Genomic DNA, 14,411 nt, shown 5'->3' on the forward strand with positions numbered 1-14,411 from the left:
GCTTCGTAATTCTACAACCAAAATTCGATATTCGTTATTATAAATATCTACCATGTTAAAAAAGGCTATCCTGTTTCTCCTTATCGCATTTGCAGCAACAACTACCAAAGCACAAACAGCAGAAGAGGTATATAATTCTTACCTTGATTTTAACCTGGCACGCCTTGAAGGAAGAACTGAGAATGCTTTAGACCTGGGTGAGCAACTAATGCCCAATGCGGATAAGCTTACAGACAAGGCTAAAATTAGCTTTTATTACTCATTAGGTAACTTATATGAAAACGATAGCCAGTCGATAAAGGCTTTACCCCTGTATGAAAAAGTGGCTGCCGCCGTGCCCAATTATTACGTGGTACAGCGTGCGCTGGGATATATGTATATGAAGCAGGTTGAAGATATTGCAACCAAACTAAACGCCGCTAAAACAAATGCTGCCGAAAATAAACGCCTGACCGATTTATATGCCATTGCTGTTAAAAAAGCGCTGCCGCATTTAGAGAAAGCACAGGCCTGCGACCCTGATAAGGATACGCTAACACTTATTAAAATGCTCTATAAAAATATTAAGGACGATAATGGTTTAAACACGCTGAATAGCCGCCTGGCTACCATGGCAAAAAATTGCGTGGATCTGTTAACTGATAAATAGTCCCTAAAATACCAGCGCTTTTCCCTGCTGCGGGTATATCAGGTTTAGCCCAAGCGGGTTATTGGCTTTAAGCTGTGCTTTTATTTTAATAATGCTTGCTGCAGGGGGTTTTAAGTGGGTTACCACTACATTCAATCCTTTAACAGACCCGGCAAGTTTAGCTAATGTACTCATTTCGTTCATTAGCAAGCGGGGTGTGAGGTGGCCAAACAGCGTTTTATCCGGTTGCTCATTAGGGAAGGAAACTTCTATCATAATAGCCTTCAGCTTATTTGTTTTTACCAGCGGGGCTACGGCCTGCCACAGGTTTTGCATATTGTTGCTTTTTTCAATCTCATCGGCACCTGTATCTCCCAGGTACAAAATGTAGCTATCATTACTTCGCACCAAAAAAGCGGTGCTTATTAAGTTTGAGTGGCTCAGCGGAAACACCTGTACCTGCATGGTAGTGTTATCTATAGCTACTTCGTTACCTGGTTCAAGGGCTTTGTAATGATATTTCTTTAATTGCGGGGCGCTGCCATCATCGGCAAAGTTGGCCCAGCTCTCCCAGGTAAAGTAATGGGTTTTAACCGTTTCCAAAGTGCTTTTTAACCCGTAAATGGTCTTGGTGCTATCGTCAGGCGAATTAATGATCAACCCGGAAATATGATCAAGATGCGCATGTGATATAAAATAACCTTTGATATATTTTTTAAGCACCAGTTCTGCCGATGTAGTAAAAACTTTATTGGCTACCGCTTTTTCAATACCGGCATGCAATGTACCTGCATCCATGCAGATATAGTTGTTTGAGCCCGCAGGCGCTATCATATAAGCCGATAGGTTGCTCTCGTCAATTCCCCCTAAAACTCCTAAAGGCACCACCCTGAATGAAGGTGCAATTTTAGTTTGGGCAAACAATGATGCTGATAAGGAGCATAGCAATATCCACAGGAAAAATTTAGGTAACAAACGCATGTTCACAGGTTTCAATTCATCAAAAGTACTAAACCGTTTTACACAAAGGGAATTTTTTGTGAGCGGAATTCCGGTCAAAAGTTTTTACTTTGCGACATAATGAAAGTTAGTCAGATAGCAGCAAAAGCAGTAGTACGCGTTTTTTATTTTTTGCTATTAATGGCGCTTATTCCATTCCTGCAAGGCGATAACACCAAACTGGAGCACCTTTACCTGATGCCAAAAAATATATGGTCGCTGGCATTTCCAATTCTGCTGATATTGGGTTTTATTACCTTGCTGGTGATCTGTTCTATCAAAAAGTATAGCAAGCAGGATCTGAATTGGCTTTTGGTAATTAATACCGTAGTGCTGATTGCTTATGCGGTTACGCTGTACATCCGCATTTACCAGCTCACCAAGTAAAGAAAAAAGCCGTTATTCCGTCTTCATTTTTTTCTGTGCCGATTCCTTGTACTCATAATCGCCGCCAAGCAGGTAACCCCACGGTTTAAGACTTTCAACCCGATCAAATATGATCTTAAAAATAGCGATTATAGGGATAGATAAAAACATTCCCGAAAGGCCCCATATCATTTCGCCCATAATAATCCCAATAAAGGTGATCAATGCATTCAACCTTACTTTTGAGCCTACAACCGCAGGCAGTAAAAAATTAGCATCAATTGCATGAATAGCAATAACACTCATACCTACGGTTATGGTATCTGTAAGGGTGCCGGTAGCAAAGGTTATTAAAGTACTAAGCAGTAATGCAGTAAAGATACCCAGGTATGGTATAATGTTAAATAAGCCAACAATTATGCCCAATAAGGCCGCGTATTTAATGCCGATAATAAAGAACGCCGCAATGGCAACGCCGGCTACAATAACCATTTCAATGAGCAAACCAAAAATGTATTGTCTTAATATCTTCTGGATATTCTCTACAATATCTAACACTATATGTGAGCTGTCACCATTAAAAACACTTAATATAAAACGCAGCAATAAGCGCCTGTAAAACAATATAAAAAAGGTAAAAATAAGTATGAATATATAAAACAACACTAATGATGATATGGCCCCGAAAGTGGTTCCTAAAACAGCCCCGCCCGAGGCCATAATTTTACGCCCCGTATCCTCAACATATATCATTTGTTTGCTTGCCGTAATATGAAACGCGCCCTGTATCCATTCCCGCAAACTATCTATTGATTGCTTTATCTGGCTTTGCAGCATGGGCCAGTCATGAGATAAGTTAGATATTTGGGCACCCACCAGGTAAAGTACCCCACCAACAAAAGCAACTAATAATAAAATAGAGATAAATGATGACGCGCTGCGTGGTAAACGTAACTTTCTTTCCAGAAAATTTGAAACCGGCAGCAGCAAAACAGCAAACAAAAACCCAAATATCAGCGGATCAATAATGTCTTTGGCTACCATTACAAGATAGCCAAGCATACAGAAGCCAATCAATATAAGGGCCAGGCGTTCGTAAAAGGGAGCTATTAGTTTTTTTGTGGGCATACTGCAGGGGTAATGTGTTAGTTGCTCAACATAAAATGTATTTTGTATGTTTTCGCACTCACATATAAATGTGCAATAAATACTTATAAAATGCTACTTATTTTTTCAATAAGCTGCTTTATATAACTATCCATGATTTTTGCGGGCTGTTTGCTGAATTTTTTAATTGCCCTGTTAGCCAGTATCACGTTAAATGATATTGCACAATGGCCCAATATTTTAGCCAGGTCATAAATACCTGCCGTTTCCATTTCTATGTTGGTTATACGCTTGCCACCAGCCCTAAAGTTGGTTACAATATCCATTAATTGCGGTATAGCAGGATAAGCCCTTACCTGCCTGCCCTGCGGCGAATAAAAGCCGGGAGCCGTTATAGTAATACCCTGTTGTATGTCGTTTGCCAGTGTATTTAATAACCCGTTATCGGCTGTGGCAATGTAGGGGTTAATCATCATTTCATCATCAAAGGCTGCTGCAAATTGCGCCAATAGCTCCTTCTCTTCCTCGTTGTAATTTTGCCTGTAAAACCCGGCCAGTGCATCCAGCCCAAACGCTGCGGATGATACCAGCAAACTATCCACTTTTATATCAGGCTGTATAGCGCCGGAAGTACCAATGCGGATAATGTTCAACTTTTTAAGCTTAACCTTAGGTGTGCGGGTTTCAAAATTAATGTTTACCAGCGCGTCCAGTTCATTAAACACAATATCAATATTATCAGTCCCTATACCGGTTGAGAGCACACTGATCCTTTTTTTGCCGATGTGGCCCGTGTGTGTTATAAATTCACGCTTACCTTTTTTCAGCTCAATGCTATCAAAATACTTGCTCACTTCGCCTACCCTGCCCGGGTCGCCAACGGTAATAATAGTATCGGCAATATCACCCGGCAGCAGGTTCAAATGGTATGCGCTGCCATCGGCATTAAGTATAAGATCGGTTTCTGAAATTGATTTCATCTCTTATTGAACCTTTGAAACACATTATAGTTCAATAATTTTAAACTTTTCACATCCAAATCAATTCTCCAAATGTTCTAATCGGCATTATAATCAATTATTTTTTGGCAAAAACTTTGCTATGATTTGGTATAAACAAATATATAAACCATGGCAAAATATTCAGAAAAAGCAGGTGAAAAGGTTGAAAAAACCATGCACGAAATGAAAGAAGGGAAACTGAAAAGCGGCAGTGGTAAAAAAGTTACCAGTAAAAAACAAGCCGTTGCAATAGGCCTGTCAGAGGCTCGCAAAGAAGGGGCAAAAGTGCCTAAGAAGAAAAGTTAATTTTGTTGACACGAAGCGGGAGAGATATTATAACATGATAAGATTATAATATCTCTCTTATGGGTTTAAACAGATTTCGCAAATGAGTCCATCACCTTCATCAATACAACTGCCTCGTCAATAGTGCAGGGGTTTGGCCCCTCGCCTTTAAAATAGGCTACTATCTTTTCTATCATAGGCTGCTGGATATGCTCGGGATGGGTAAAGTTGGTGGTTTCTTCACCGGCTTCATTCTTGCAGGTAACCCATGTTCCAAAGAATGGAAAGGTTATTTTTCCTTTTGTGCCGATGATCTCACAGGTGTCGGTTCTTTCGCTCTCGGCCACATTAAAGCACCACGAACCATTTACAACCACCTTATTCCTGAATACTATCTGCCCGCAAACATGGTCATCCGCAGCACTAAATTCGCCCTGGTTAAGGCTGTAGCCATTATAATGTTCGGGGTCGCCAAAGTAATAGAGCATCAGATCCAACTGGTGTGGTGCAAGGTCATGAAAATAACCACCACCAGATAATTCCGGATTTAAGCGCCAATTGGTTTCGCTATCGGCTATCAATTTAGGTTCGCGATTTTGCCACATCCTTATCTGTACCGTTCTTACTTCGCCAATAGCATCAGTCTCCAATAAGTTTTTAACATGCAAAAACATTGGCAAGGCGCGGCGGTAATGGGCCACTACTAACTTCGCATTGCTTTTTCTTACGGCTTCGGCCATTTCAATGGCTTCCTGCGCGTTGCGTGTAACAGGCTTTTCAACATAAACGTTTAAACCTTTTTTTATGGCCGCTAAAGCATATTCCAGGTGATAAGCCGGCGGGGTAGCTATTGACACAGAATTTACATCCGGGTCGTCCATTAGTTTTTCGGCCTCACTGTACCATTTACCCACGTTATGACGCCTTGCATAATCGGCAGCTTTGGCAGCATCACGGCGCATTACCGCTACCAGGCTGCTGTCATTTATTTTATTATAGGCTTGTCCGCTTTTCTTTTCGGTTACGTTACCGCAGCCAATTATACCCCATTGAATTGTCGTCATGTTTCTCTCTATGTGATTAGCTTATCATCGCCAGCAATTCTTCATCGCTGATAATGGGGATGTTTAATTTACTAGCTTTCTCTAATTTGGCCGGGCCCATATTGTCACCCGCAACCAGGTAATTGAGCTTAGCCGATATGCTACTCAATATCTTGCCTCCGTTTTGCTCTATCAGGTCTTTCAATTCATCGCGTGAGTATTTCTCGAAAACACCGGATATGATAAAACTTTGCCCGCTTAATTTATCGCTTGCAAAGGTTACTTCTTTTTCTTCGGCAACAAATTGTAAGCCACTGGCCTTTAATTTTTCAATTTCCTGCTTGTGGCTCTCATCCTCAAAATATTCGGTAATACTTTGTGCTATACGGCCGCCTATCTCTTCGGCGGCAATTAATTCTTCGACAGTGGCGGCCATCAGGTTGTCAATGGTTTTGAAATGTGCCACCAATTTTTTGGCAACGGTTTCGCCTACATAACGGATCCCTAAACCAAACAGCACCTTTTCAAATGGCATCTGTTTTGACTTTTCAATGCCGTCAAGCATGTTGTTGATAGACTTTTCACCAAAGCGACCCAGTTTTTTCAATTCATCGGCACGTTCATGTAAAGTATACAGATCGCTGATGTGTTTTATAAACTCCTGCCTGTACAAAGTTTCGATGGTTTCATCGCCCAGGCCGTCAATATTCATAGCCTTGCGACCAATAAAGTGCTGCATCTTGCCCACAATTTGCGGCGGACAGCCTTCGTCATTAGGGCAATACCAGGCAGCTTCGCCTTCGGTTCTTAATAATAGCGTATTACAGGCGGGGCAATGGGTTATATATGCTATAGCTTTTGCATCAGGCTTACGCTTGTCCAGATTCACACTGATTATCTTGGGGATAATCTCTCCGCCTTTTTCTACAAATACCGTATCATGCTCATGCAGTTTAAGGCGTTCTGTTATTTCATCGGCATTATGCAGGGTGGCACGCTTTACAGTGGTACCCGCCAGCAACACCGGCTTTAAATTAGCTACCGGAGTAACAGCACCTGTACGGCCTACCTGATAGGTAACGGCTAATAGTTCGGTCTCAACCCGCTCCGCCTTAAATTTATAGGATATGGCCCAACGGGGAGATTTGGCCGTGAAACCCAGCTCCTGCTGCTGCGAATAGTTGTTTACTTTTATAACAATGCCATCAATATCATAACTTAAGCCAAAGCGTTCTTTATCCCAATGATTAATAAACTCCAGCACGCTATTGATATTATTGCATAAACGGCTGTTATCATTTACATGAAAGCCCCAGCTTTTCACAGCTTCCAGGCTTTCCCAATGGGTTTTAAAAAGGGTTTTTTCGGTATATAAGCCATACAGAAAACAATCAAGCGGGCGACGTGCAACTTCTGCCGAGTCCTGCAGTTTTATGGTACCTGATGCAAAGTTACGGGGATTAGCATAAGGCACTTCGCCATTATCAATACGTTCCTTGTTCAGGCGTTCAAAGGCTTTCAGGTGCATAAACACTTCGCCGCGGATCTCAAACAGATCAGGGTAAGTACCCCCTGCCAGTTTTTTGGGGATGCTATGAATAGTACGCACATTAGTGGTCACTTCGTCGCCCTGTGTACCATCGCCACGGGTAACAGCCCGGGCCAGTTTGCCGTTCTCATAAGTAAGGCTCATGGATAAGCCATCGAACTTCAATTCACATACATATTCAAAGTTATCGCCTATTGCTTTACGAACACGCTGATCAAAATCTATCAGTTCTTGCTCGTTATAGGTATTGCCCAATGATAGCATTGGCCATCTGTGCTTTACTGTTACAAACTCCTTGGTGATGTCGCCGCCAACAACTTGCGTAGGCGATTCAGGGTCGGCAAATTCAGGGAACTGTTTTTCAAGGGCGCTTAATTCCTCCAGTTTTTTATCGAAATCGTAATCAGAAATTGTAGGCATTGCCAGCACATAATAGTTGTAAGTGTGCTGTCTTAGCTCGGCAGTAAGGGCCTGAATTTGGTCTTTGGCTTCGTTAGGCGACATGATAGCGAAGATAGTTATTTTGCTTTTAGTTCACGGTTACAAATCAAACTCACACCTCTCCTTCTCTTTTCCTTAAAAACCATTCGGCGCTCAGCAGCAGCAAAATCAGTACAAAGATCCATTTTATGTCTATGATATCGCTATAGCGTTTGTCTTCATAAACAACAGTTTTTATTTTCTCATTCTTACGGATCAGATCGGCAAGCTTACTAACTTCTGATGGCTGCAGCATTTGCCCGCCGGAGCGTTCGGCAATGGTTTTGAGTAATTGATGATTGGCTGTGCTTTGACGGGTTTCAAGATTCAATTGTTTAACCGTCAATTGTCCGTTGGCCGTGAACTGTTGCTTGCCATTTTTTGTTGTGGCCAACCAGGTGTATTCGCCAATAGGCAAAACGCCTGCATTAAGCTGATAGCTCTGGCCGCTACGGGTGAACAGGAAACTATAACTCTTACCTGAGCTATTCTTCAAATCTATTTTTACATCAGGAGTGTTCACCAGTTCAAGGGCTTCGTTATACAATTCGGCATTTAATAAAATGTTTTCCCCCTCGTCAAATACATTTTTTGATGGATACACCCTAAAACGCTGTCGATTAGCATTGGCAGTAAGGTACTGCACACTTTCGCTAAATAATTCTTCAACCGCATGGTGGTTACCATATTCGCGATACTCGGCCAGTTGCCAGCGCCATATACCCTCGCCGGTAAGTACGGCTATTTTGCGGCCACCCTCATCATTAAAGGCCAGCAACGGATAATTGGTTGCCACGTTCCCTATTTTTTGTTTGAGCAAAACAGAAGCCGATGGCACTGCCTCATAACTGCCAAACGGTGCCAGCAACGGCGGTAATTTGCCCAGCTTAGTTAATGTAGAATCTGACAGGGTGAACGCCGTAAAGCTGGTTACAGGCTGCGCAAACGCTTCCTGAACCTCCTGCCTGCCTGCTGAAACCTTAACCGCTTTTTGAGTTGTGTTTAAGCCCTGCAAATCGGTTTGTGTGCCGGCAATGAACCATAAAGGCATCTTGCTTTCTAACAAGGTTTGTACCCTACTGTAACCGGCTGCCCCGGGCTGGTATAAAATTACCAGTGTATAATCTGTTGCCTTAATTAATGGCAGATCAGCGATCAGGCTTGTTTTTACTTCAAAGTTCCTGTTGGTTTCTATAGCTTGTTTTATTACGCTGATATCCGGGTGTGGGTTATCATGCAGCAGTAATACTTTTTGGCGGGCATCCAGTACTTCAATATAAATGGTTTCGGAGTTGTTTTGTACCGATAGCTCATTCTTTACCGGGGCCAGACTGAAAGTGAATTTACGGATGCCTTTTTTATCAGCATTTAGCTTTAGCGGAATAACTTTTTTAAACGAGCCGGATGTAATACTGATGTTTTGCGAAAGCACCTGCCTGCCATCTTCCGTAACCGATAAGCGCATGTTCTCACCGTTGCTTTGGTATGCTTCGGCTAATAACTCTACCTCAAAATCATTCCCCAGGAAGGCTGTTTTATTATAGTTTACGTTCCCAATAAGCAAGTCCCGGCGGGGGATGGTATCGCCGAGGGCAATGGTATAAATATTTGCTTTAATGTTGCGTGCCTCATATTGCGGGTCGCTCCCCAGGTTATACAAGCCATCTGTAGCCAATATCAGCGCGCCAATATTACGGTTCACAAAGCGTTCGTTCAACTTTTGCAGGGCATTGGAGATGTTGGTTTGTGTTCCGTTATAGCTATTGGTTAACCCGTCCTGCAGATCCTTACTAAAATTAAACTCATGAACTTCATAGCCATCTCCTAATTGCTTTTTGAGAGCCTCACCCCAACCCTCTCCAAGGGGGAGGGAGCTATTATTTGTCTCTTTAAAAGTCCTCTCCTTTGGAGAGGGTTTAGGTGAGGCAAATAACTTTATAGATGCCGAATTATCCTGCGCTATTAATATCACCGGTTTTTGCGGCTGATAGCTAACCGACCTGATGAGCGGCGAAACAAGCAGCAACGCCAACAGCGTCACCACAATGGCCCTAAAGGCAAACAAGGCATTACGAGGACCTTTAGCCAGTTGCACCGGTTGGCGGTACATGAGCCAGGCGTATAATAAGCCCAGCACCAGGCAGGCAGGTACCCACCATCCCGAAACCGATCCCCAGGTGATTGACATATTTAGCAGCAAAAAATGCGTTTTGAGTTATAATTATAGACCATCATAAACCTTACCCGCAAAATGCAAAATTATTGTGATACAGATTTAATTAATTTTTATGCCGATTAGACCCTTTATATGGTCGATATCTACGGGTCAGGATGGTTTGGGGGATGAATTTGTCGATCATTAATAAATGGTAGTGTTCATGTTCACGCTACACACAAACCGTGAACATCATTAAATATCTCATAATCAGATACATGATAAAAACGCACCTGACAAAACAGTGTCACCATTAATATTCCAGCACAATGTTTGACTTTCTGACTTTGTCAACCTGAAATAAAACAAAAAGGCAAGCTAAGCTTGCCTTTTTGTTTTATTTTCATACCTATTCATTTCGCCACCCGGCATGCTAAGTGCACATCAAGCGAGTGACTTGTCCTGAGAGATCCTGAAACAAGTTCAGGATGACGATTGGATTTTGACTTTCAACATTATACTTTCAACTCAAGCCCTACAACATTCCACCATCAACAGGTATTACCTGGCCGGTGATGTAAGTTGCCATGTCTGACGCAAGGAAAACGCAGGCATTTGCCACATCTTCCGGCTCGCCGGCTCGTTTAAGGGGAATAGCTGCTGCCCAGCCTTCAACCACTTTAGGGTCTAATACGTCGGTCATTTCGGTACGGATAAAACCCGGTGCTACCACGTTGGTACGGATATTACGTGAGCCCAATTCTTTAGCTATCGATTTAGAAAAACCAATAATACCAGATTTTGAGGCCGCATAGTTAGCCTGACCGGCATTACCTTGTACACCTACTACCGAGCTCATGTTAATAAACACACCCTGGCGGTTTTTCATCATAATTTTTGATGCCGCCTTGGTTACGTTGAATATAGATTTAAGGTTTACGTTTAAAACCTCGTCCCAATTTTCTTCGGTCATGCGCATTAGTAAACCATCTTTGGTTATACCAGCGTTGTTAACCACTATATGTAAAGTGCCAAAATCGGCAACTATATCATTGATCAGTTTTTCGGCCTCATCAAATTTTGATGCATCGCTGCGGTAGCCTTTTACCTGTGTACCAAAACTTTGCAGTTCCTGCTCAAGCGCCTGGCCTTTTTCAACAGATGATAAATACGTAAAGGCCACATTGGCGCCGTGCTCGGCAAACTTTTCCGCTATTTTGCGACCAATGCCTTTTGATGCACCGGTAATCAGTGCGGTTTTTCCTTCTAAAAGTTTCATAGTTTAGTGTGGTATTCTAAGCTGGCGAAGATAGGAAATTAGTAGGAAAGTCCGAAAGTGGCAGACCATAGCATATAGCAGAAAAAGCAACGAGTCACGAGCCTGCAAATTGTAGACTTATTTTCATGATATTTAAAACGCACGGCCTTGTTTTGTGTTAGTCTACAACACAATAGTCCCGCAGCATGTTTACAGCCAAAATAATCCGCCATCGCCATAAGTACCACCATTATTTGAATGATGACCTGAAAGAAGTCACCGAGGAAACATTCTTCAAGATCGTTTTTTCTGAACCGACTGAGATGGATCTGTTTAAAGAATGGATACGAAAACACGATGGCGAGTATAATTACAACAAAGAGGAAAGTAAACAGGAAGGTACATTCCCCAAAGTGCCTATGTTTCATGACGAGATCTGCTGGTGCGATATCATGACCTATTACCTCCTGCATGTGGCTGGGTATAGTTTCCATTCAACTATAGACCCATATAAAGGCGAGGTGTATTTGAAGGAATAAGGATAAAGGAGGGATAGATAAAAGAAAATTTGGTGATAACACCACAGGTGTTCGGAAGTCGGAAGATTGATATTACAACAAAATTCCCCTCTAGAGAGGGGGCGTGTCCGGCGGTGCGGCTGCAGGGGTGTGTTATTCATGCACAAGGGACACACCCCTACATCCCTCTCAAGAGGGGAATCGCACAACCCGCCGCTTCTTTTTAATTATCCGAACACTTGTAGTGATAACACCAACCTTAGGCTAAACTTTCCTGATATTCTTTCTGTAGTTCCAATAAACACTTGGCGCACATACAGCCTTCGTAGTTCTCGCTGATGTATTGCACCTCGTTCAAATTCAGTTGTACTACGCTGCACTGGCACTTGGTGTAAGAGTTTGCCTTACATTCAATGCTGGTACTGCAGCGGTCGCAACGGATGATCTCGTGTTTGGTCATTTGTTATCCCGAAAGTCGGAAAGATTATTATCAAATTAATCATTATAACGTAAAAGACCGGAGAGCTTTACAGCGTCCGGTCTTTCTATCTATAGTGGATTAGGCAAAATTATGCTGAACAAGTAACGCAACCTTCTTCCATTGAGCAAGATGGGCCCTCTGGTATTTCGTCTGCAACCTGGTTAACCATTTCTGGTATAACCGGATCCATGTTTCTGCCACCCTGGTTCTCAACGGTAAATTTAACCGCTTGCGATGCCGCTTGTGTACGCAGGTAATACATACCTGTTTTTAAGCCTTTCTTCCATGCGTAGAAGTGCATTGAAGTTAGTTTTGACGCATTTGGCGAGTTGATGAACAGGTTTAATGATTGCGACTGGCAGATATAAGCACCTCTGTCGGCAGCCATATCTATAATGTTACGCATCTTAATTTCCCATACGGTTTTGTACAGTTCTTTGATATCGGCAGGTATTTCTGCAATATCCTGTATTGACCCATTTGCAGTGATGATCTTATCTTTCATACCATTGTTCCATAAGCCAAGGTCAACAAGGTCACGCAACAAGAATTTGTTTACGATAATAAATTCGCCACTTAGTACACGGCGGGTGTAAATGTTTGAGGTATATGGCTCAAAGCACTCGTTGTTACCCAATATTTGTGAGGTAGATGCGGTTGGCATTGGCGCTACTAACAGTGAGTTACGCACACCATGGTTCATTACATCTAAACGCAGGTTTTCCCAATCCCAACGGCCGCTATCCGGTTTTACATCCCATAGATCAAACTGGAACTTGCCTTTTGATAATGGTGAACCTTTAAAGGTTTCGTAAGCACCATCTTTTATAGCCAGGTCTTTAGAAGCCGTCATGGCTGCAAAGTAAATGGTCTCGAAGATCTCTTTATTCAGTTGTTTTGCCTCTTCGCTTTCAAACGGTAAACGCAGCAGGATAAAGGCATCAGCCAAACCCTGTACACCTAAACCTATTGGGCGGTGGCGCAGGTTAGAATACTCAGCCTCTTTAACCGGGTAGTAATTACGGTCAATTATCTTATTCAGGTTTAAAGTAGCCTGGTAGGTTACCTCATATAGTTTTTCATGGTCAAATTTACCATCAATTACATAACGTGGCAATGCCAGTGATGCCAGATTACAAACAGCTATCTCATCGGCTGATGTGTACTCCATAATTTCGGTACAAAGGTTTGAGCTTTTAATAGTACCTAAGTTTTGCTGATTTGATTTTGAGTTGGCAGCATCTTTATACAGCAGGTACGGTGTACCGGTTTCAACCTGGGCATCTAACACTGCAAACCAAAGTTCCTGTGCTTTAATGGTTTTACGGCCACGGCCTTCTTTTTCGTATTTAGTATATAAAGCTTCAAACTCAGCGCCAAAGCAATCTGCCAGGCCTGGTGCTTCATGCGGGCAAAACAATGTCCACTCTTCGTTCGCTTCTACACGTTTCATGAACAGGTCACTTACCCAAAGGGCGTAGAACAAGTCGCGGGCACGCATTTCTTCTTTACCGTGGTTTTTACGCAGATCTAAAAATTCAAAGATATCTGCATGCCATGGCTCCAGGTATATAGCGAAGGCACCTTTACGTTTGCCACCACCCTGATCAACATAACGTGCGGTATCATTAAACACTTTAAGCATTGGGATAATACCATTGCTGGTACCATTTGTACCGCTGATGTATGAGCCTGTAGCCCTTACATTGTGGATGCTTAAACCTATACCACCTGCACTTTGTGAAATTTTAGCGGTTTGTTTAAGCGTATCATAAATACCTTCAATACTGTCATCTTTCATGGTTAATAAAAAGCATGACGACATTTGTGGTTTTGGGGTACCGGCATTAAATAAGGTTGGGGTAGCGTGTGTAAACCAGCGCTCGCTCATCAGGTGGTAGGTTTTGATAGCGCTTTCCACATCCTCTTTATGGATACCTACTGATACACGCATAAACAGGTGCTGAGGGCGTTCGGCTATTTTACCGTTAAGCTTTAACAGGTATGATTTTTCTAAGGTTTTAAACCCGAAATAATCAAAACCAAAGTCGCGGTCATAAATAATGGTACTGTCTAAAAGTTCGGCATTCTTCTGGATCACCTCGAAAACATCATCAGCCAATAATGATGCATTTTTGCCTGTTTTAGGGTCAATGTACTCATACAGGTGACGCATGGTCTCAGAGAATGATTTAATTGTGTTTTTATGCAGGTTAGATACCGCTATACGCGATGCCAGCAATGCATAATCAGGGTGCTTAATGGTTAACGAAGCCGCCGTTTCTGCAGCAAGGTTATCAAGCTCTGATGTGGTAACACCATCAAATAAACCTTCAATTACTTTTTTTGCCACATCAATTGGGTCAACCAATTTGAAGCCATAGCACAATTTTTCAATACGTGCCGTGATCTTGTCGAACTTTACGCTTTCTTTTCTACCGTCTCTTTTTACTACGAACATGAGCCACCTCCTTAATCCGCCAACCGGCGGGGTTAATTTATTAAATGTTTTTAATTGATCTTTTTATTCAAGTCTCTCTT

Annotated in this window: 13 protein-coding genes; 4 read left to right on the top strand and 9 right to left on the bottom strand. The window is 42.3% G+C overall.

The annotated features are described in order from the left end of the window. Window positions 1-52 precede the first annotated feature (52 nt). Window positions 53-649: a hypothetical protein gene (locus WC743_RS19220; RefSeq protein WP_373014594.1), complete on the top strand. Its 597-nt coding sequence runs from the start codon at window positions 53-55 to the stop codon at window positions 647-649. A 3-nt stretch (window positions 650-652) separates the two neighbouring features. On the opposite strand, the gene WC743_RS19225 is transcribed toward WC743_RS19220, so the two are convergent. Then, window positions 653-1,687 carry an MBL fold metallo-hydrolase gene (locus WC743_RS19225; RefSeq protein WP_373014596.1) on the bottom strand — a complete coding sequence of 345 codons (1,035 nt, stop codon included), beginning with the start codon at window positions 1,685-1,687 and terminating at the stop codon, window positions 653-655. Window positions 1,688-1,708: 21 nt separating this feature from the next. Here WC743_RS19225 and WC743_RS19230 point away from each other — a divergent pair, with 21 nt between their 5' ends. Next, window positions 1,709-2,014: a hypothetical protein gene (locus WC743_RS19230; protein WP_373014597.1), complete on the top strand. Its 306-nt coding sequence runs from the start codon at window positions 1,709-1,711 to the stop codon at window positions 2,012-2,014. Between the two features lie 12 nt (window positions 2,015-2,026). On the opposite strand, the gene WC743_RS19235 is transcribed toward WC743_RS19230, so the two are convergent. Together WC743_RS19235 and WC743_RS19240 are read right to left on the bottom strand one after the other, a co-directional pair. Continuing rightward, complete coding sequence (locus tag WC743_RS19235) at window positions 2,027-3,121, bottom strand: AI-2E family transporter (RefSeq protein WP_373014599.1); 1,095 nt, start codon at window positions 3,119-3,121, stop codon at window positions 2,027-2,029. An 83-nt stretch (window positions 3,122-3,204) separates the two neighbouring features. Further along, window positions 3,205-4,080 carry a nucleoside phosphorylase gene (locus tag WC743_RS19240; protein ID WP_373014601.1) on the bottom strand — a complete coding sequence of 292 codons (876 nt, stop codon included), beginning with the start codon at window positions 4,078-4,080 and terminating at the stop codon, window positions 3,205-3,207. 150 nt (window positions 4,081-4,230) lie between these two features. Here WC743_RS19240 and WC743_RS19245 point away from each other — a divergent pair, with 150 nt between their 5' ends. Next, on the top strand, window positions 4,231-4,407 hold the full coding sequence (locus WC743_RS19245; protein ID WP_167516215.1) for a DUF6496 domain-containing protein: 177 nt from the start codon (window positions 4,231-4,233) through the stop codon (window positions 4,405-4,407). 65 nt (window positions 4,408-4,472) lie between these two features. Here the strand turns inward: WC743_RS19245 and WC743_RS19250 are convergent, their stop codons facing one another. The 4 genes from WC743_RS19250 to fabG form a co-directional block, all read right to left on the bottom strand. After that, window positions 4,473-5,450, bottom strand: coding sequence for a Gfo/Idh/MocA family protein (locus WC743_RS19250; RefSeq protein WP_373014603.1), 978 nt, complete (start codon window positions 5,448-5,450; stop codon window positions 4,473-4,475). Between the two features lie 16 nt (window positions 5,451-5,466). Beyond that, the gene (gene ligA, locus WC743_RS19255; RefSeq protein ID WP_373014605.1) at window positions 5,467-7,482 is read right to left on the bottom strand and encodes an NAD-dependent DNA ligase LigA; all 2,016 of its coding nucleotides are present in this window, start codon (window positions 7,480-7,482) and stop codon (window positions 5,467-5,469) included. Window positions 7,483-7,531: 49 nt separating this feature from the next. Continuing rightward, entirely contained in the window at window positions 7,532-9,646 is a 2,115-nt protein-coding gene (locus tag WC743_RS19260; RefSeq protein ID WP_373014607.1) for a hypothetical protein, read from the bottom strand. A gap of 502 nt (window positions 9,647-10,148) precedes the next feature. Beyond that, window positions 10,149-10,892: a 3-oxoacyl-[acyl-carrier-protein] reductase gene (gene fabG, locus WC743_RS19265; RefSeq protein ID WP_373014609.1), complete on the bottom strand. Its 744-nt coding sequence runs from the start codon at window positions 10,890-10,892 to the stop codon at window positions 10,149-10,151. A 185-nt stretch (window positions 10,893-11,077) separates the two neighbouring features. Here fabG and WC743_RS19270 point away from each other — a divergent pair, with 185 nt between their 5' ends. Next, window positions 11,078-11,410, top strand: coding sequence for a hypothetical protein (locus WC743_RS19270; RefSeq protein ID WP_373014611.1), 333 nt, complete (start codon window positions 11,078-11,080; stop codon window positions 11,408-11,410). A 238-nt stretch (window positions 11,411-11,648) separates the two neighbouring features. Here WC743_RS19270 and WC743_RS19275 read toward each other — a convergent pair whose 3' ends face one another. Both WC743_RS19275 and WC743_RS19280 read right to left on the bottom strand, forming a co-directional pair. Beyond that, a complete protein-coding gene (locus tag WC743_RS19275; RefSeq protein WP_373014613.1) occupies window positions 11,649-11,849 on the bottom strand; it encodes a cysteine-rich CWC family protein in 201 nt (66 codons plus the stop codon). A gap of 109 nt (window positions 11,850-11,958) precedes the next feature. Continuing rightward, window positions 11,959-14,331: a ribonucleoside-diphosphate reductase subunit alpha gene (locus WC743_RS19280; protein ID WP_373014615.1), complete on the bottom strand. Its 2,373-nt coding sequence runs from the start codon at window positions 14,329-14,331 to the stop codon at window positions 11,959-11,961. Window positions 14,332-14,411: the final 80 nt, after the last annotated feature.

Source organism: Mucilaginibacter sp., assembly GCF_041660805.1.
GTDB lineage: Bacteria > Bacteroidota > Bacteroidia > Sphingobacteriales > Sphingobacteriaceae > Mucilaginibacter.